This window comes from Nonomuraea sp. NPDC050540 (assembly GCF_044457485.1).
GTDB lineage: Bacteria > Actinomycetota > Actinomycetes > Streptosporangiales > Streptosporangiaceae > Nonomuraea.
In genome coordinates this window covers 601,067-619,681 of sequence record NZ_JBITHA010000002.1, presented here as the reverse complement: position 1 = coordinate 619,681, position 18,615 = coordinate 601,067, and the positions used below count along the sequence as shown (strand labels likewise).

14 protein-coding genes are annotated in these 18,615 nt (G+C 71.9%); 7 read left to right on the top strand and 7 right to left on the bottom strand.

The genetic code is table 11. From position 1 onward, the window contains the following. The first annotated feature begins 57 nt into the window (after positions 1–57). Positions 58–981, top strand: coding sequence for an aldo/keto reductase (locus ACIBI5_RS09215; protein WP_397244864.1), 924 nt, complete (start codon positions 58–60; stop codon positions 979–981). Here ACIBI5_RS09215 and ACIBI5_RS09210 read toward each other — a convergent pair. After that, positions 978–2,843 (bottom strand): ABC transporter ATP-binding protein, encoded by a 1,866-nt coding sequence (locus tag ACIBI5_RS09210; protein ID WP_397244862.1) that lies wholly within the window; start codon positions 2,841–2,843, stop codon positions 978–980. The two genes, ACIBI5_RS09215 and ACIBI5_RS09210, sit on opposite strands and share 4 nt — an antisense overlap. A gap of 141 nt (positions 2,844–2,984) precedes the next feature. Here ACIBI5_RS09210 and ACIBI5_RS09205 point away from each other — a divergent pair, with 141 nt between their 5' ends. The 6 genes from ACIBI5_RS09205 to ACIBI5_RS09180 all read left to right on the top strand — a co-directional run bounded on the left by ACIBI5_RS09205 (position 2,985) and on the right by ACIBI5_RS09180 (position 12,106). Further along, positions 2,985–5,393: a LuxR C-terminal-related transcriptional regulator gene (locus ACIBI5_RS09205; RefSeq protein WP_397244860.1), complete on the top strand. Its 2,409-nt coding sequence runs from the start codon at positions 2,985–2,987 to the stop codon at positions 5,391–5,393. 20 nt (positions 5,394–5,413) lie between these two features. Further along, positions 5,414–7,774, top strand: a complete 2,361-nt coding sequence (locus tag ACIBI5_RS09200; protein WP_397244858.1) for a tetratricopeptide repeat protein — start codon at positions 5,414–5,416, stop codon at positions 7,772–7,774. A 392-nt stretch (positions 7,775–8,166) separates the two neighbouring features. Beyond that, positions 8,167–8,943, top strand: coding sequence for an AMP-binding protein (locus tag ACIBI5_RS09195; RefSeq protein WP_397244856.1), 777 nt, complete (start codon positions 8,167–8,169; stop codon positions 8,941–8,943). Between the two features lie 292 nt (positions 8,944–9,235). Further along, a complete protein-coding gene (locus tag ACIBI5_RS09190; RefSeq protein ID WP_397244854.1) occupies positions 9,236–10,351 on the top strand; it encodes an ABC transporter substrate-binding protein in 1,116 nt (371 codons plus the stop codon). A 49-nt stretch (positions 10,352–10,400) separates the two neighbouring features. After that, positions 10,401–11,282, top strand: a complete 882-nt coding sequence (locus tag ACIBI5_RS09185; RefSeq protein ID WP_379612433.1) for a carbohydrate ABC transporter permease — start codon at positions 10,401–10,403, stop codon at positions 11,280–11,282. Then, on the top strand, positions 11,279–12,106 hold the full coding sequence (locus ACIBI5_RS09180; protein WP_184960344.1) for a carbohydrate ABC transporter permease: 828 nt from the start codon (positions 11,279–11,281) through the stop codon (positions 12,104–12,106). The genes ACIBI5_RS09185 and ACIBI5_RS09180 overlap by 4 nt, the downstream gene beginning before the upstream one ends. Here ACIBI5_RS09180 and ACIBI5_RS09175 read toward each other — a convergent pair. The 6 genes from ACIBI5_RS09175 to ACIBI5_RS09150 are packed head-to-tail and all read right to left on the bottom strand — an operon-like array spanning position 12,096 to position 18,615. Beyond that, entirely contained in the window at positions 12,096–13,115 is a 1,020-nt protein-coding gene (locus ACIBI5_RS09175) for a 2-hydroxyacid dehydrogenase (RefSeq protein ID WP_397244851.1), read from the bottom strand. The two genes, ACIBI5_RS09180 and ACIBI5_RS09175, sit on opposite strands and share 11 nt — an antisense overlap. Beyond that, positions 13,112–13,705 (bottom strand): histidine phosphatase family protein, encoded by a 594-nt coding sequence (locus ACIBI5_RS09170; RefSeq protein ID WP_397244849.1) that lies wholly within the window; start codon positions 13,703–13,705, stop codon positions 13,112–13,114. Before ACIBI5_RS09170 ends, ACIBI5_RS09175 begins: the two co-directional genes overlap by 4 nt. Beyond that, on the bottom strand, positions 13,702–15,222 hold the full coding sequence (locus ACIBI5_RS09165) for an FGGY-family carbohydrate kinase (protein WP_397244847.1): 1,521 nt from the start codon (positions 15,220–15,222) through the stop codon (positions 13,702–13,704). The genes ACIBI5_RS09170 and ACIBI5_RS09165 overlap by 4 nt, the downstream gene beginning before the upstream one ends. Next, complete coding sequence (locus ACIBI5_RS09160) at positions 15,219–16,670, bottom strand: FGGY family carbohydrate kinase (protein ID WP_397244845.1); 1,452 nt, start codon at positions 16,668–16,670, stop codon at positions 15,219–15,221. Before ACIBI5_RS09160 ends, ACIBI5_RS09165 begins: the two co-directional genes overlap by 4 nt. Continuing rightward, positions 16,670–17,863, bottom strand: a complete 1,194-nt coding sequence (locus ACIBI5_RS09155) for a sugar ABC transporter permease (protein ID WP_397244843.1) — start codon at positions 17,861–17,863, stop codon at positions 16,670–16,672. The genes ACIBI5_RS09160 and ACIBI5_RS09155 overlap by 1 nt, the downstream gene beginning before the upstream one ends. Beyond that, positions 17,860–18,615, bottom strand: coding sequence for an ATP-binding cassette domain-containing protein (locus ACIBI5_RS09150; RefSeq protein ID WP_397244841.1), 756 nt, complete (start codon positions 18,613–18,615; stop codon positions 17,860–17,862). The genes ACIBI5_RS09155 and ACIBI5_RS09150 overlap by 4 nt, the downstream gene beginning before the upstream one ends.

The window sequence follows — 18,615 nt, the reverse complement described above, 5'->3', positions numbered from 1 at the left end:
AGCGCGCTCCAGGTCAAACTTGACCTGGAGCGCGCTCCAGGGCCCACAGTCGTCGCCATGAGATTCGCACTGGGCACGATCGGCTTCGGCACCGCCGTCACCATGGACGACACCTTCGCCCTGCTCGACCGGTTCGCCGAGGCCGGCGGCACGATGATCGACACGGCCAACAACTACCCCTTCTGGATCGATGGGTGCACCGGGGACGAGAGCGAGACGGCCATCGGGGCGTGGCTGGCCGCCCGGGGCAACCGGGACCGGGTGGTGCTGAGCACCAAGGCCGGCGCCCGGCCGACGGTCGCCGGTGACCGCACGCTCGACTCGATGGAAGGGCTGTCGGCGTCGGCGATCGCGAAGGCCGCCGAAGGCAGCCTCACGAGATTGCGGACCGACTACATCGATGTGTATTGGTCGCACATTGATGATGCTTCCGTCCCGCTTGAGGAGTCTTTGGGGGCGTTCAACGCGCTGGCCGCGGAGGGCAAGATCCGCGCTCTCGGGGCCAGCAACATGCGCGCCTGGCGGCTGGAGCGGGCCAGGAACCTGTCGGCGGGGCGCGGCTGGATCCCGTACACCCACCTGCAGCTGCGCCACACCTACCTGCGGCCGCGCCCGCTGACCCGGCAGGCCGAGAGCGCGCACGTGCTGGTGACCGAGGAGACACTGGAGCACGTGGCCGACACCGGGATCTCGCTGTGGGCCTACAACACGCTCATGTCCGGCTCCTACACCGGGCGGGCCGACCGGCCGCTGCCGGAGTCCTACGACCACCCCGGCACCACCCGCCGCCTGGCGGTCCTGCGCGAGGTGGCCGCCGAGCTGGGCGCCACCCCGAACCAGGTCGTGCTGGCCTGGGTGCTGGCCGGCGGGCACGTGCCGATCGTGGGCGCGACCCGGCTCGCCCAGCTGGAGGAGGCCATCGGCGCCACCACGCTGAGCCTCGACCCGGAGCTGAAGGGCCGCCTCGACGCCGCCGTCTAGTCGCGGTAGGCCGACGACTGCAGGGTGTAGAGGTCGGCGTACAGGCCGTTCAGTGACATCAGGGCGGCGTGGGTGCCGGCCTCGACGACCTTGCCGTGGTCGAGGACGTAGATGCGGTCGGCGTAGCGGACGCTGGCCAGCCGGTGGGTGATCAGCAGGACCGTGCGGCCGTCGGCGTGGTCGCGGATGCGTTCGAACAGGGCGTGCTCGGCGCGGGCGTCGAGGGCGGCGGTGGGCTCGTCGCAGATCAGCAGCGGGGCGTCGCGATGGAAGCCGCGGGCCACGGCGATGCGCTGCCACTGGCCGCCGGACAGCTCCTGGCCGTCCTTGAAGCGGCGGTCGAGCAGGGTGCGGTAGCCGTGCGGGAGGTCGGCGATGACCGCGTCGGCCCCGGCCACCCGGGCGGCGGCGTCCAGCGCCTCCTCGCCCTTGTCGGTGCCCATGGTGATGTTGTAGCGGGCGGTCAGGGGCCAGCGGGTGTGGTCCTGGGCGATGACGGCGGTGCGCAACCGGAGCGCCTCGGGCTCGACGTCGCGCAGGTCGACGTCGTCCCAGGTCACGCTGCCCGAGTCGGGTTCGTAGAGGCCGGACAGGATCTTGGCGAGCGTGGTCTTGCCCGAGCCGTTCTCACCCACGAACGCGATGACCTCGCCCTCGTTGACCTCGATGGAGACGCCGCGCAGCGCCGGGTTGTCGGAGCCCGGGTAGGCGAAGGTGACGTCCTGGGCGGAGATGCGGGCGAAGGACGACGGAGCCTCCGCCGGGCGCGGCTTGGACAGGCGGCGCTCGGCGTCGTCGCAGAAGTCGAGGAAGTCGGTGAAGTAGAGGCCCTCCTCGTAGAGGCGGTTGGTGGCGTACATGAGGTTGCCCAGCGACGACTGGCCCTGGCGGATGGCCAGGACCGCGGTGCCGGCCACGGCCAGCGGGATGGAGCCGAGCGCCAGCAGGACGCCGAGCGCCACGTAGACCAGGCCGCTGCCGAGGCCGCCCAGCGACTCGCCCACGACCCGGGTGAGCGTCTGGCGCCTGGCCAGGCGCAGCAGAACCTCCTGCTCGGCGCGGGCGACCGCGTCGTACATGCGCAGAAGGAAGCCGCGCATCGTGAACGAGCGGACCTCCGCGGCGGGCTGCCGGTTCGCCAGCAGCTCGGCGATGATCCATTTGCGGCGGTTGGCCGGGATGAGGGTGTAGAGGGTGGTGTAGCGCATGCGGGCGCTGCGCACCGCCGCCCACGCGTCGGGCAGTACGGCCAGCAGCAGCAACGGCAGCAGCACCGGATGCAGCACACCCAGCACGCCGGCCACCGCCAGCAGCCCCACCAGGGCGGTGACCACGTCGATGGCCGAGGTGACCACCGAGTCGGCCATGGCCACCCCGCGCAGCCTGGCCCGCTGCAGCGCGTCGTGGAAGTCGGGGTCGTCGTAGGCGGCGAGCTCGACCCGGCTGGTCAGGCCGTAGAGGCGCTCCTCGGTCAGCCGGCTCACCTGCGGGTCGAGCCGCGACTGCGCCCACCCGGCCCCCGCCTGTACGGCGGTGCGCATCGCCGCCGCCCCCGCCACCAGGGCCAGGCTCGGCAACGCGGCCACCACCCGGTCGGGCGTCGGGCCGTCGCTGAACAGCGCCGTCAGCACCCCGGTCGTGGCCAGCAGCCCGAAGGCGGTGAACACCCCGCCGAGCAGGTTGAGCGAGACGGTGGCGACGGTGTCGCGCGGGCTGGCCCGCCACGCCAGCCGCATGGCCTGCCCGATGAGCGAGGGCAGCCGCCTGGCGATGGTGAGGAATCCGGCCTCGGCCATCTTGTCGGTGTGGGCGTGCCAGTCGGAGATGGTGATCTCGCCGATTTCCAGCGCGTCGTCGGCCATGTATGAAGTGTGCGGCAGGGCACTGACAATCCGATCTGGCCCGCGGTCAGATAAGCCTGGTCTGGCTGGCCCCAAATTCTGTGTGACGGGTGTAACACTGTCGGTAGTGCTGTTGCCCGCCCCCCGCGAGGAGTAACGACGGTGCCCACGAACCTTCCGACGGTTCCCAACGCGTTCATCGGCAGGGAGTCCGACCTGGATGAGCTGTTGCGCCTGCTGATGGCGGTGCGTGTCGTGACCTTGTGCGGCACCGGCGGCATCGGCAAGACGCGGTTGTGCCTGAGTGTGGCGCACGAGGCGGTCGAGGTGTTCAGCGACGGCGTCTGGCTGGTGGAGCTGGCCGACCTCGACTGCGGTGACCTGCTGGCGCAGCGCGTGGCCGCGGTGCTGGGCGTGCAGGTGTCGCCCGACGGCGACCCCGCGCAGGCGGTGGCCACGGCGGTCGGCGGCGGCAAGCAGCTGCTCGTGCTCGACAACTGCGAGCACCTCATCGAGGACTGCGCCGAGCTGTGCACCTACCTGCTCGGCGCCTGCCCCGACCTGCGGGTGATGGCCACGAGCCGCGAGCCCCTGCGGGTGCTGGGCGAGACCGTCTGGCGGGTGCCGCCGCTGTCGCTGCTGCCGGTGGCCGGCGGCGGCAGCGACGCGGTGCGGCTGTTCGTCGACCGGTCGGTGGCCGGCGGCGGGCTGACCTGGACGGCCCAGGACGACGCCGCGGTCAGCGCGCTCTGCGCGGAGCTGGAGGGCATCCCGCTGGCGATCGAGCTGGCGGCGGCGATGACCAGGGTGCTGTCGGTGGAGCAGATCAGGTCGCGGCTGTCCGACCGGTTCAAGCTGCTGACCAGCGGTTCGCGCTCGGCGCCCGCCCGTCAGCGCACGCTGCTCGCCACGGTCGAGTGGAGCTACCGGATGCTGAGCGCTCCGGCCCAGCTGCTCCTGCAGCGCCTGACCGCCTTCCGCGGCGGCTGGACGCTGGAGCTGGCCGAGCTGACCTGCCCGTGCCCGGGACTGGCCGCCGACGAGGTGCTGGCGACGATGGCCGAGCTGGTCGACAAGTCGCTGGTGCTGGCCGACGGGGAGGCGGGCGGCGAGATCCGCTACCGCATGCTCGACACGGTACGCGACTACGGCAGGCAGCGGCTGCAGGAGTCGGGCGACGAGGAGGAGCTGAGGCAGCGGCACCTGGAGTGCGTGTTCCTGGTCTCGAAACGGCTGGGCGACCTGATCGCGACCTGCGACCGGCGCCACTGGCCGGAGATCACCCGCCGGGCGCTGATCATCGACGCCATGCAGCCCAACCTGTACGCGGGACTGGGGTACGCCCGCCGTACCGGCCAGGTGGAGCGGGGCCTGCGCATGTGCACGGACCTGCAGTGGGTGATCATCGCGGGCGGCCGGTTCGACGAGGCGGCCAGGCACATCGACGAGCTGCTGCAGGACTCCGCCACGGTCATGCCCGGCCAGGTGGCGCACGCGCTGGCGATCAGGTCGGTGGTCTGCTTCTTCGGCGGCGACGCGGTCGGCGTGGTGCGCCACGGCCGCGAGGCTGTGCGCCTGGGCCGGGCGAGCGGACATCTGATCAGCGAGTCGCTCGCGATCATCATGCTGTGCGCGGTGGGCGCGGGCGACGAGGAGATCACCCTCGAACGGGCCGCCGAGCTGGCGGGCAAGGCCGGCGACGAGTACGTGCGCTCGCTCGTGACCTACATCAGGGCGCTGCACGCGCAGGTCGCCGGGCAACTGAGGGAGTCGGCCAGGCTGTACGAGCAGATGATCGACAGCCACCGCGACGCCAACGACTGGGGGATGGCGCTGGCGGTGATCGGCCTGGCCCAGATCGCCCACTCCCGCGGCGACCTGGAGGCGGCTGCCCACCACTACCAGTACGCGCAGGAGCTGCTCGACCCGATCGACCACCGGGGCGAGCGCATCCGCTGCCTGACCGGGCTCGGCCGGATCGCCACGGAGCTGGGCGACTTCGACACCGCGCGGCGCCGGCTGGCCGAGAGCCTGGCGCTCAGCTCGGGCCTGGGCCAGCGGGCGGTCGCGGTCGAGCTGGTCGACGGCTTCGCCGACCTGGCGCTGCGCGAGGGCGAGCACGTGCGGGCCGTACGTCTGATGGCGGCGGCCTCGGCGCTGCGCGAGCGGATGGGCGGCGCGCTGCTGCTCAGCATGAGCGGCGCGCGGATCCAGGAGCTCCTCGCGCCCGCAAGGCGCGCGCTGGGGGAGACGATGGTGGCTCAGCTGTGGGCGGAGGGCCGCACGCTGCCCTGGCACCAGGCCATCGAGTACGCCGTGCGCGGCGAGCCCCCCGTACGCCCCCGCCTGGGCATCCCGGTCCCGGTGGCGCCCGACGGCACCCTGACCGAGCGCGAACGCGAGATCGCCGGCCTCATCGCCCGGGGCCTGTCCAACAGGAAACTGGCCGAGGAACTGGTGATCAGCCCTGCCACGGTGGCCAGGCACGTCAGCAACATCCTGGCGAAGCTCGGCTTCACCTCCAGGACCCAGGTGGCCACCTGGGCGATCGAGCATGGTATGAACGAGTAGTCGGTGTCACACTCAGAGTGATGATTACCGCGTGGAACCTCCCCGCCGAGCCCAACCTGTTCGTCGGCCGCGAGTCGGATGTCGACGAGCTGGCCCAGCTCCTCGACGTGGCGCGCGTCGTGACGCTGTGCGGAGCGGGGGGCATCGGCAAGACGCGTCTGGCGATCCGGCTGGCGGCCCGGCTCGCGCCGCGCTTCTCCGGCGGCGCCCGGCTGGTCGACCTGTCCGACCTGGGCGCCGACGCGAGCGTGGCCGACCACGTGGCGGCCGCTCTGGGGCTGGCCGCCGACTCGGGCACGCCGCTGCCCGAGCGGATCGGCGAGCGCCGCGTGCTGGTGGTGCTCGACAACTGCGAGCAACTGGTGGGCGAGTGCGCCGAGCTCTCGCGCGACCTGGTCGGCGCCTGCCCGGGGGTGACCGTGCTGGCCACCAGCAGGGAGCCGCTGCGGGTGCCCGGCGAGACGGTCTGGCGGGTGCCGCCGCTGTCGCTGACCGGCGATCCGCGGCGCTCGGAGGCGGTGCGGCTCTTCCACGCCAGGGCGGCCGCGGTCCGTCCCGGCTTCGAGCTGAGCGACGAGGTGCTGCCGCAGGTGGTACGGCTGTGCCGCGCGCTGGACGGGCTGCCGCTGGCGATCGAGCTGGCCGCGGCCATGGTCAGGGCGCTGTCGCTGCGGCAGCTGGTCGAGCGGCTCGACGACCGCTTCCGCCTGCTGTCGGCCGGCGCCCGCACGGCCCCGGCGCGCCAGCGCACGCTGCGGGCGGCGGTCGACTGGAGCTACCGGCTGCTGTCGGAGCAGGAGCGCCTGCTGCTGCGCCGCCTGGCGGTCTTCCGTTCCTGCTGGACCCTCGACGTGGCCGAGTGGGTCTGCCAGGGCGAGGGGCTGCCGGAGGAGGACGTGCTCGCCCGGCTGTGCGACCTGGTGGACAAGTCGCTGGTCGTGGTGGACGGCGAGATCGCCGGCGAGGCCCGGTACCGGCTGCTGGAGACCGTCAGGGAGTACGCGGTCGAGCAGTTGTCCCAGACCGACGAGGAGATGGACCTGCGCCGGGCGCACCTGGCGGCGATGGCCCGGCTGGCGGTGGAGTTCAAGCAGGCGGTGGCGCCGGGGGCGCGGACGTCCTGGGCGGTGATGGAGCGCTTCGGCAACCTCTTCGACGGCCTCAAGACCGAGATCGGCGCGGCGCTGGACTGGTCGATCGCGATCGGCCGCCAGGAGGTCGCGCTCAGGATGCTCACCGACATGCGCTACATGCTGGTGGCGAGCGGCCGCAATCTCGGCCTGGCCGGGCCTCTGGACCGCCTCCTGGCGACCGAGACCGGCGACCTCGGGCTCCTCGGGCAGGCGACCGTGCTGCGCGGGGAGCTGGCCGTACAGAGCGGCGACCTCGCCACTGCCGCGCGGTGCGCGCGTACCGGCCTCGGGATGTGCAGGTCCGCCGGCGACAGCTACGGCGAGGCCGTCGGCATGATCCTGCGCGCGCAGACCTCCGGCGAGCAGGAGCCGCTGCGGCAGGCGCTGGAAGTGGCGGCCAAGAGCGGCGACGCGATCCTGGCCTCGATCGCCCAGGGCGCCAGGGCGGGTCTGGCCCTGCACGACGGCCGGCTGCACGAGGCGCGGCGCGCCTTCGAGGAGGTGCTGGCGCTGTGCGAGCGGCTCGACAACCACTGGGGCCTGTCCAACGGCCACATCGGGCTGGCCCAGGTGGCGCGCCGGGTGGGCGACAGCGCGACCGCCAAGCGCCACTACGAGAGCGGCCTGCGCCTGGTACGCCACGTCGACGCCCGCCAGCAGACCATCAGCTGCCTGGCCGGGCTCGGCAGGGTGGCGCTTGAGCAGGGCGACCTGCGCGAGGCGCGGGCGCGGCTGACCGAGGCGCTGGAGCTCAGCCGGGACGCCGGCCTGCGTACGGGCATCGCCCGCAGGCTGGAGGCGTGGGCAGGGCTGCTCGTGGCCGAGGGTGACGAACGGCGCGCGGTGCTGTTGATGTCGGCGTCGGTGGCGCTGCGCGAGCGCCGTCCCGAGGCGCGGGAGGAGGAGATCCTCGCGCCCGCGCGCCGCAGCCTGGGGGAGGCGATGGTGGCGCAGCTGTGGGCGGAGGGCGCGGCGATGAGCGCGGACGACGCGGTGCGGTGCGCGCTCGACGGCACCCTGCCCGAGCGTTCCGACGTGCCGGTGGTGCCGATGGGCCAGGACAGCAAGCTGACGGCCAGGGAGCTGGAAGTGGCCGAGCTGGTCTCACGGGGGCTGAGCAACAAGGGGATCGCCGACGAGCTGGTCATCAGCCCGGCGACGGCGGCGCGGCACGTGGCGAACATCCTGGCCAAGCTGGGGTTCTGCACCCGTACACAGATCGCCGCCTGGGTCATCGAGCAGCGCTGAGCGCAACCTCTCTACACATCTTTCGGCACCGGCGGATACACCCTCGAATGGCCATCTCAGTGCATGTGCCGCGCTCGCGGTCGGCCTAGCGTTTGCCATGTGATCGGCCGACTGGCGCCAACCTCCGAACCCCGGTGCTCCGGGGTGCCCACACCGGAGGCGCGCCCGGCCGGTCCGCCGGGAGCGTCGCGTGCCCATCACGGATCAGGGCCTCCTCGGAGGGGTGGGGGTTTTGGTCTGGGGCACGCGACAGCGGGCTCGAGCCGCGCAGGGCTCGAGCCCGCCCCGCAACGGATTCGGTTGACGAACTGTCGAGGAACCCGGTGAATGCACATCGGTATACATACATCGGTGGATGCTGCGGTACGCATGCCCGCCGTACCGTCCTAAGCATGAAGCCGATCGTCTCGTCTGCGGGCACCGTGACCAACGAGGTGTTCGGCCGGGCCTACGAACGAGGGGACCGGCCGGCGCTCGTGGATCTCCACGGCGGCCTCGTGTACAGCTACCGCAGGCTGGTCACCGAGGTGACCAGGGCGGCGTCCGGGATGGTACGCCGGGGCGCCAGGCGTGAGCAGGTCGTGGGCGTCCATGTGAGCACGGCCTGCGCGCAGACGCTGGCCGTGCACACGGTGCTCGCGGCCGGCGGCGTCGCCGCGCCGCTCGACCCGCGCCTGTCGGGGGCGGAACTGGCCGAGCGGCTTTCCGAGTGCGACGCGCGGACGCTGATCACCACGCCGGACCTGGCGCCGCTGTCGCTGCGGGCGGTGGAGGAATCGCGGGTCCGGCAGGTGATCGCCTTCGGCTCCGTGGTCGACACGATCGACTTCGAGGACCTGCTGAATCTGGAGCCGGCGCCCTTACCGACGATCGACGCCCGGCTGCAGGACGCGCTGGTGCTGTCCGGCGGACGCCGGATGGGCCAGGCGGAGCTGCTGGCGCGGATGGCGGAGCTGGACGAGCGGGTGAAGCTGACCGAGTCCGACGTGGTTCTGGCCACCTGGAAGCCCGATGACGGCTGCGATCTGATCGCGCTGGTCGGGCTGGCGGTGCTGAGCGGCGCGCTGGTGGTGGCGGCCATGTCGGACGCCGCGGATCTGCCCGGCACCAAGCACGACTTCGGCGTCACGGTCGTGACCGGACCGGGCGGCGGGTTCGAACGTCTCTGAGCTGTTATCGCGCATGCCTTGACGTCGCCGCGGGCGAAGTGGGTTGATGGCCCTACTGACAACGTTGTCAACCTGAGTTCGTTCGGGGGTCTCGAAGGGACGGTGTGCGATGCGACGACGGTGGTTGGCAGCCGTCGCGATCACGATGGCTGGCCTGCTCGGAGTGACCGCCTGTGGCGGTGGGAACACACCCGCAGGCCAGGCCACCGATGGCGCTACGAAGGCTGCGTCGAGCGACGTCGAGGTCTTCTCCTGGTGGACCGGGCCCGGTGAGGCCGACGGTCTGGCCGCGATGCGGAAGATATTTGAAACCCAGAACCCGAACCTGAAGTTCCTGGACGCCGCGGTCGCGGGCGGTTCGGGGGACAAGGCGAAGGCGCTGCTCCAGACCAAGCTGCAGGGCGGCGAGCCGCCGGACTCCTTCCAGGGTCACGCGGGCGCCGAGTTGCAGGGCTACATCAAGGCCGGGCAGTTGGAGGACCTCACCTCGCTGTATGACGAGCTGAAGCTCAAGGACGTCTACCCGGCCCAGCTGGTCGAGCAGATCAGCGTGGACGGCAAGATCTACTCGGTGCCGGTGAACATCCACCGCTCCAACGTGCTGTGGTTCAACCCGGCGGTCCTGAAGGAGGCCGGGGTCGCGGGCGCGCCGAAGACGATCGAGGACTTCATCGCCGCGCTGGGCAAGGTCAAGGCCAAGGGCAAGATCCCGCTCTCGATCGGTTCGGAGTGGACGGTCACCCACCTGCTGGAGAACGTCATGCTCGGCTCGCTGGGCACCGACGGCTACAACGCGCTCTTCAAGCCGGGCGCCAACTGGGCCGCCCCCGAGGTGACCAAGGCGCTGGAGAACTTCAAGACGATCATGTCGTTCGCCGGTGACCCGCAGGACGACTGGCAGCCCGCCGCCAAGCAGGTGGCCGACGGCCAGGCGGCCTTCAACATCATGGGCGACTGGGCCTACGGCTACTTCCACAACCCGCCGGACGGCGGCCTCGGCAAGACGTCGAAGACCGACTTCGACTGGGCGCCCGCGCCCGGCACCGAGGGCACCTACCTGTGGTTGTCGGACAGCTTCACCCTGCCCAAGGGCGCCAAGAACCGTGAGGGCGCGCTCGCGTGGCTGAAGGTGGCGGCCAGCAAGGAGGGCCAGGACGCCTTCAATCCGAAGAAGGGCTCCATCCCGGCACGCAAGGACGCCGACGCCGCCCTCTACACCGACTACCTCGGTGACGCGCTGAAGGACTGGTCGGGCAACAAGCTGGCCGGCTCCGTCCAGCACGGCGTGGCGGTCAGCCAGCCGTGGCTCACGGCGATCAACGAGCAGGTCGGTCTCTACCTGGGCAAGCAGGACGTGGCAGCGCTGCAGAAGGGTCTGGCCGACGCGGCCACGGCCAACGCGCAGTGACATCAGAGGGGGTACGGCCGGGCCGTACCCCCTTTGGAAAGGACTGGTTGTGAGACGGGCACGCACCTGGCTGCCTGGGCTCCTCCTCGTGGCGCCGTCCATCGTGGCGATCGGCGTCTTCGTGTACGGCATGCTCGGCTGGAACGTCCAGCTGGCCATGACGGACAAGCACAGCGAGGTGGCCGAGGGGAACTTCGTCGGGCTGAAGAACTTCATCGACATCTGGGACCTGGAGAGGTGGCACCTCTCGGTCAACCACGCGATCCTGTTCACGGTCGTGTTCGTGCTGGGCGCGCTGCTGCTCGGCTGGTTCCTGGCCTTCCTCATGGAGAAGGGCATCAGGGGCGAGGGCACGTTCCGGGCGATCTACCTGTTCCCGATGGCGATCTCGTTCGTGGCGACCGGCATCGTGTGGCGGTGGCTCATGAACTCGGGCACCGGGGAGCGGGCGGTCGGCCTGAACCGGTTGTTCGACACGATCGGGTTGCCGCAGTGGGCGTGGTTCCGTGATCCGGACTGGGGGATGGCCGCGATGGCCATCCCCGCCATCTGGCAGATGTCCGGATATGTCATGGCACTCTTCCTGGCGGGCTTCCGCGGCGTGCCCGAGGAACTGCGCGAGGCCGCCCGGGTGGACGGCTGCACCGAGTGGGGCGTCTACCGGCACATCGTGCTGCCGCTGCTGCGGCCGGTCACGCTGTCGGCGCTGATCATCCTCGGGCACATCTCGCTCAAGGTCTTCGACCTGATCGTGGCGGTGTCCGGCAAGCAGATCATCACCGACGTGCCCGCGGTCTTCATGTGGGTGGCGGTCTTCGACTCCCAGGACCCGGCCAAGGGCGCCACCATCGCCACGTACATCGTGCTCAGCGTCGCGATCTTCGTGATCCCCTACCTCATCTGGACCGTACGGAAGGACAGGCGTTCATGAAGGCCGTGCGCCTGACCCTTCTGCTCGCCTTCGTGGTCGTCTTCCTCATCCCGATCTACGTCCTGCTGGCGACCAGCTTCAAGCCGCTCACCGAGGCGGACCCGTCACAGGCGTGGGCCCTGCCCCAGACCTGGACGCTGGAGCCCTGGCGGGTGGCGTGGGAGAAGCTGGCCCCCGGCATCTGGAACAGCGTGCTCCTCGCGGTGCCCGGCTCGCTGCTGTCGTGCGCGCTGGGCTCCATGAACGGCTACGTGCTGTCCAAGTGGCGCTTCCCCGGCGCGGACCTGTTGTTCACGCTGTTCCTGTTCGGCATGTTCATCCCCTACCAGGGCGTGATGATCCCGCTGGTCGAGCTGCTGGTGGGCCTCAACGACCTCTTCGGCGTCCAGGGCGTCTTCTACGGCGGCCTGCCGGGGCTGATCCTGGCCCACGTGGTCTACGGCATCCCGATCTGCACGCTGATCTTCCGCAACTACTACGTCACCATCCCGGACGAGCTCATCGAGGCCTCCCGGGTGGACGGCGCGGGCATGCTGCGCACCTACTGGTCGGTCGTGCTGCCCGTCTCGGGCCCGGCCATCGCCGTGGTGATCATCTGGCAGTTCACCTCGCTGTGGAACGACTTCCTGTTCGCCGTGTTCATCACGGGGCCCAGGAGCTGGCCGACGACCGTCATGCTCAACAACATCGCCGGGGCGCAGGCCACGCCGTACAGCCAGCAGATGGCGGCGGCGATCCTGGCCTCGATCCCGACGATGATCATCTATGTCCTGCTCGGCCGCTTCTTCATGCGCGGGCTGATGGCGGGCGCGCTCAAGGGCTGAGCAGCTCCGGGTTGGCCAGGTGGGCCAGCGGCTCGCCGCGCGTGTAGCGGCCGACCTCCTCGGCGGCGATGCGCGCGGCGTTGGCCGCCGTCTGCTTGCTGCCGCCGGCCAGGTGCGGGGTCATCACCAGGTTCGGCGTGGTGAGCAGGCGCGAGCCGGCCGGGATGGGCTCCTCGGGGAAGACGTCCAGCGCCGCGCCGAACAGGTGGCCGGACTCCAGCGCGTCGCACAGCGCGTCGTAGTCCAGCAGGGAGCCGCGGGCGGAGTTGACCACGACCGAGCCGCGCGGCAGGGCGGCCAGCTCGGCGGCGCCGATCATCGCGTCGGTCTCCGGGGTGGCGCGGGCGTGCAGCGACAGGAACCGCGAGCGGGCCAGCAGCTCGGGCAGCTCCACCGACTCCTCCAGCTCCACGTACGGGTCGTGCACCAGCACCTCGGCCCCGAACCCGCGCAGCATGCGGGCCACGCGGCTGCCGATCGCGCCGTAGCCGACCAGGCCGACCGTGCTGCCCTCCAGCTCGGGGCCGACGTTGTCGTAGACGTAGTAGTCGCCGCGCCAGACGCCCGCGGCCAGGTCGGAGTGCGTCTGCGGGATGCGGCGGGTGGCCGCGAGCAGCAGCGCCACCGTGTGCTCGGCGGTGGCCACCGCGTTGCGGCCGGGCGCGAACGTCACCGCGACCCCCGCCTTCGTGGCCGCGGCCAGGTTGGCGTTGACCGGCCCGCCGCGGGTGACGCAGAACAGCCTGAGCTCCTTGGCCTCGGCCAGCACCCGTTCGGTGAGCGGCGCCATCTGCGTGACGCAGACCTCGACCCCGCGCAGCGCCTCGATCAGCGAGTCCTCGACGTCGGAGGCCTCCCGCACCTCGCCCACGGGGCCGAACGGCACCACCGGCCAGGGCAGCGTCAGCTCCCCGACCGCCAGTCCCGAGGGCACCTCGCGGCGCATGGCCGCCACGAGCAGGCGGTTGAGTACGAAGTGGTCGCCGGCGGCGAGCACACGGACAGTCACGTGCGGCTCCAGGAAGTAGGGGCGTTGTAGCGGAGGATCGCGCCCTTGAGGTCGATCTCCGTGATCGCGCAGTTGTCCAGCTTGGGAAAGGCCCTTCTGTAGGCGCCCAGCGGCAGGCCGACCAGCGCGCACAGCGCCAGCCGGATCGCGGTGGTGTGGGCGACGACCAGCACCCGGCCGGGCGGAATCTCCCGCAGACAGGCGAGAAAACGCCCGGCCGCCGCGGCCGGATCCTCCCCGCCGGGCAGCGGGTGGGCGGCGGGGTCGGCCTCGAAGGCCGCGCGGGCCTCGGGGAAGCGCTCGCGCATCTCGGCCGCGGTCAGGCCGTCGCCCTGACCGAAGTCGAGTTCGCGCAGCCGTTCGTCCACGTGGAGCGGCACCCCTGCGGCCGTCGCGCTCGCCGCCGCGGTGATCCTCGCGCGGCTGAGCGTGGACGTCCACACGGCGCTCAGGTCCGCGCCCTTCGCCCAGGCGGCCAGCTCACGCGCCTGCTCCTCGCCGCGCGGGGTCAGCGCGACGTCGCTGAGCCCCGCATAGCGGTTGCCGTCGTGCCAGATGGTCTCGCCGTGCCTGGCCAGCAGCAGGGTCATGCTCGTGTCCTCTCCGTCGCGTGGCGGGCCACCCGCTCGTCGAGCCAGCCCCGGGCGCGCAGCTCCTCCACGAATCGCAGGTACGGCTCCGCGTCGCGGGTCCGCGGCTCGACGACCTCCCTGGTCCTGGCCAGATCGGCGGAGGCGGCCAGGGCGGCCATGCCGAGGGCGGGCTCGGCGTTCTCGCGCAGGGTCACCGGGCGGCCGAGCACGTCGGCGCGCAACTGGTTGCCGTAGGCGCTCCTGGTGGCGCCGCCGGTCAGGATGATCTCGCCGTCCACGGGGGCGCCGAGCAGGTCGAGGTAGTCGAAGCAGAGCCGTTCGACGTAGGCCGCGCCGCGCAGGATCGCCATGTAGGTCTCGACGTCGTCGGCGGGGGCGCCGAGGGTGAAGGAGCGGGCGTCCGCGGCGGCGAAGGGGAAGCGCTCGCCGGGCGAGACCAGCGGGTAGATCACGGGCGGAACCGACCGCCCCGCACGCCCCTGGTTCCCGCTCCTGCTGCCCGCGCGCTCCCGGTCCGCGCTCCCGCGGGCGGCTCGTTCACGAGCGGCCTGTTCGCGGGCCGCTTGGTCGCGAGTGGCGGCCTCGTGGCTCAGGGCGGTGAGGTCGCGGCCGGGCAGCGCCGTGGACAGGACGCCGGTGCCGGTGCTGGAGGCGCCGCCGGGCAGCCAGGAGCCGTCCGGGGCCCGGTGGGAGTAGACGACGCCGAGCGGGTCGTGGATCAGGTCGCGGGTGACGCCCTTGAGCACGAGCGTGGTGCCGAGCACCGAGTTCCAGGAGCCAACCCGGATGGCTCCCGCGCCGAGCTGGGCCGCGCAGCCGTCGGTGGTACCGGCCAGGATCGGGGTGCCTTCGGGCAGGCCGGTCTCCCGGGCGGCCCGCGCGCACACGCTCCCGATCCGCGCCCCGGGCCGCACCACCGGGGGCAGCGCGTCCGGCGGCACCCCGAGCGCGTCCATGACCGCCGTCGGCCAGTCTTCGGCGATGAGGTCGACGCCGGTCTTCAGCGCGTTGCTCAGGTCGGTGGCCACCGGCTCTCCCGCCAGGCGGCGGGTGACGAAGTCGCTCTGATGGGCCAGCCGGACGCCGGGCCCGGCCGAGCGCAGCAGCCACAGCAGCTTGGGCAGCGCCCAGTTGGCCTGCATCCGCTGGTACCCCAGCCGCGCCCACACCTGCCCGCCCACGTCGTTGACCCGGTCGAGCTCAGCGTCCGCGCGCCGGTCGTCGTACATGAGCGCCGGTGTGACCGGTCGGCCGTCCGCGGTGGTGAGCAGGATCGTTCCAGAGGTGGCGTCCACGGCCACCCCGGCCACCTCCGCGGGCTCCACTCCCGCGAGCGCCTCGGCGCAGGCGGCGGCCAGCTGTCCCCACCACTGCTCGGGGTCCTGTTCGTGCCGGTCACCGTCGCGGCGGCTGGTGAGCGGGCGCGCGGCCGTGCCGAGCACCTCGCCGTCACCGGTGACCGCCATGGCGCGCACGCTCTGCGTCCCGAGATCGATCCCGACCCAGACACTCATGTACGGCTCCGCAACTCCGCCAGCAACGGCCAGGTGGCCGAGGCGGTCTCCCGCAAGGCCATGAAGTCCTGAAATTTCATGATTGACCCGGATGGGTGAACGGGGCGGCCGGGCCGTACATGCTGGGTGGCGGCCTCCGCCGTCGACGGCGCGGCACCCGTGGCGACCAGCCCCACCAGGAAGGCGCCCCGCGCGCCCGCCTCCGCGTCGGCGGAGCGGTGCACGGGCAGCCCGGTCATGTCCGCGATCAGCCGCACCCACAGCGCGCTGGCAGCCCCGCCCCCGCAGACCCGCAGCTCGTGCGGTGAACCGCCGGCGGCGGCCAAGCAGTCGGCGATGACCAGGGCCAGTCCTTCGAGCACGGCTCTGGCGACGTGTTCGCGGCCGTGTTCCAGCGACAGCCCGAGGAAGGAGCCCCGGGCCTGCGGGTCGACGAAGGGTGAGCGCTCGCCGGCGGGGGAGAGGTAGGGCAGGAACGCCAGCCCGTCCGCGCCGGGCGTGCCGCGGGCGGCGAGGTCGGCCAGTTCGGCAGGACCGCTGAGGCCCAGCAGGCGGCAGGCCCAGTGGATCACCTCGGTGCCGGCGAACGTGGGCATCGCCCGCAGGTAGGAGGAGCCGAGCGCGACGGTGATGCCGGACGGCTCGCCGTCCAGCGCGGGACGGTCCACGACGATCTCGGTGCACAGGGTGGTGCCCAGGATCGCGCAGGCCTGCCCGTCGGCCACCGCGCCCGCGCCGAGCGCGGTGGCGGCGATGTCGTACGGCGCGAGGACGACCGGAGTGCCCTCGGGCAGGCCGACCCGCTCGGCGGCGGCGCGGGTGAGCGGCTCGGCCCGGTCGGTCAGGCGCAGCTCGGGCAGCAGCCGTTCGGCGTGCTCGACGCCGAACAGCGTGAGGAGTTCGACGGAGTAGCGGCCGGCGAGCAGGTCGGTGAAGGCGGAGTAGTCGGTGGCGAGGTGTCCGGTGAGCTTGGCGAACAGCCAGCCGCCGCAGTTGAGGACCGACGAGGAGCGGGCCAGGCGGTCCGGGTCGTGGGCGGAGAGCCAGGCGAGGATCGCGCTCGGCAGCCCGGAGGCGGGGGCGGAGCCGTTGACGCGGAAGGCCCGCTCGGAGACTCCGGTGCGGTTCCATTCGCGGACGATCCCGGCGGCCCTGGCGTCGTTCCACAGGATGGCCGGGCCCGTGGGCGCGCCGTCCCGGCCGACCGGCCAGAGTCCGTCGCCCTGGGCGGTGAGCGCCAGGAAGTCCACCGGGCCGACCTCGGCCGCCACCTCGGCGACCACGGCGGCGACCGCCGTCCAGACCGCGTCCATGTCCTGCTCGGCGTGGCCGGGGGCGGGCCGGGAGACGGCCACGGAACGGCGGGCCACGGCGGACTCGGTCCCGTCGGCGGTGTAGCCGACCGCCTTGATCACCGTGGTCCCGGCGTCGACGCAGATGGCCGCCATCACGCCCTGCCGTGGGAGGTACGCGACCTGCGCGCCACCGAGTCCACGATCACGGCGAGCAGGAGGACGGCCCCGGTGACCATGAAGCGGATCGAGGAGTCGAGGTTCAGCAGGGTCAGGCCGCTGGAGATGGACTGGATGACGACGATGCCGAGCAGCGCGCCGAAGGCGGTGCCGCGCCCGCCGAACAGGCTGGTGCCGCCGATCACCGCGGCGGCGATCGCGTTGAGGTTGACGTCACCGGTGCCGCTGCTCTGGTTGGCGGCGGCGAGCCTGGACGCCATGAGGATGCCGCCGATCGCGGCGAACGTGCTGCACAGCACGAACACCGAGGTGTAGGTGGCCTTCACGTTGATCGCCGCGCGCCGGGCCGCCTCGACGTTGCCGCCGACGGCGTAGACGGACTTGCCCCACTTCGTCCGGGCGAGCAGGTAGTGCATGACCAGCACCATCGCCACGAACAGGACGAACATCCAGCCGACGCCGCGGGCCTGGTTGAGGTACCAGACCACGCCGCCGAGGCCGATCAGCAGCGCCCCGCTGCGCACCAGCAGCCCGGTCAGGCCGCGGGCGGGCAGCCCGGCGTCGCGCCTGGCGCGGGCGTGCAGGAAGCCCGAGACGAACAGCCATCCGGCGGCCACGGCCACGAGCACGTAGGCCAGCCACGGCGGCACGAAGCTGAGCTGGGCGAAGTTCACCAGTCCCGACTCGAAGGGCAGGTTGATCGCGCCCTTGCCGCGCAGCACCCACAGCTGCAGCCCGAGGAAGGCCAGCAGCCCGGCGAGCGTGATGACGAAGCTCGGGACGCCGAAGCGGTTGAACAGCTGGGCGTACAGGTAGCCGATGAGCGCGCCCAGCGCCATCGCGGCCAGGACCGCGACCACGACCGGCAGGCCGCGGTCGACGAAGAGCACCGCCAGCACCGCGCCGGACAGGCCGCTGACCGAGCCGACGGACAGGTCGATCTGCCCGACCAGCAGGACGCACACGATGCCCAGCGCCATGATCCCGACCGGGGCCGAGTCCATGGCCAGGTCGACCAGGTTGCGGCTGGACAGGAAGACCGGGTTGAGGATCTGGAAGACCGTCCAGATCACCACCAGCCCGACGACGACCGGGATCACGCCCAGGTCGCCGCCGCGTACGCTCTCCACGGTGCCCTTGAGCCGCTGCCTCTGCAGGGTTGTGGTCATGAGCGCGCCGCCCTTCTGCTCACCACGTTGTCGCTCGCTCCGGTGATGGCGGCGACGATCTCCTCGGCCGACACCTCGGCGGCGTCGAACACGCCGTTGTTGCGCCCGAGCCTCAGCACCGCGACCTTGTCGGCCACCGCCTTCACGTCGGCCATGTTGTGGCTGATCATGATGACGCCCAGGTCGTTCTCCCTGAGCCGCTCGACGAGGTTGAGCACCTCGGCGGTCTGGGCCACGCCCAGCGCGGCGGTCGGCTCGTCCAGGATGATGACCTTCGGCTCGCCGAGCAGCGAGCGGGCGATGGCCACGGTCTGGCGCTGGCCGCCGGAGAGCCCGGCGACCGGGGCGCGCAGGTTGGGGATCTTCGCCGACAACTGCTTGAGCAGGTCGTGCGAGCGGGTCTCCATGGCCACGTCGTCCAGCCGGAACGGGCGGATCTCCTGGCCGAGGAAGAGGTTCTCGATCACGTTGAGGTTCTCGCAGAGCGCCAGGTCCTGGAAGACGGTGGCGATGCCGAGCCGCTGGGCCGCGGCGGGGGTGGGGATCGCGGTCTGCCCGCCGTCGAAGGTGATCGTCCCGCCGTCCTGCGGGTGGACGCCCGACAGGACCTTGACCAGGGTGGACTTGCCCGCGCCGTTGTCGCCGACCACCGCGACGACCTGGCCGGCGCGCACGTCCAGGTCGACGTCGGTGAGCGCGGCGACCGCGCCGAAGGTCTTGGTGATCCCGCGCAGGGAGAGGATCGGGGGCAT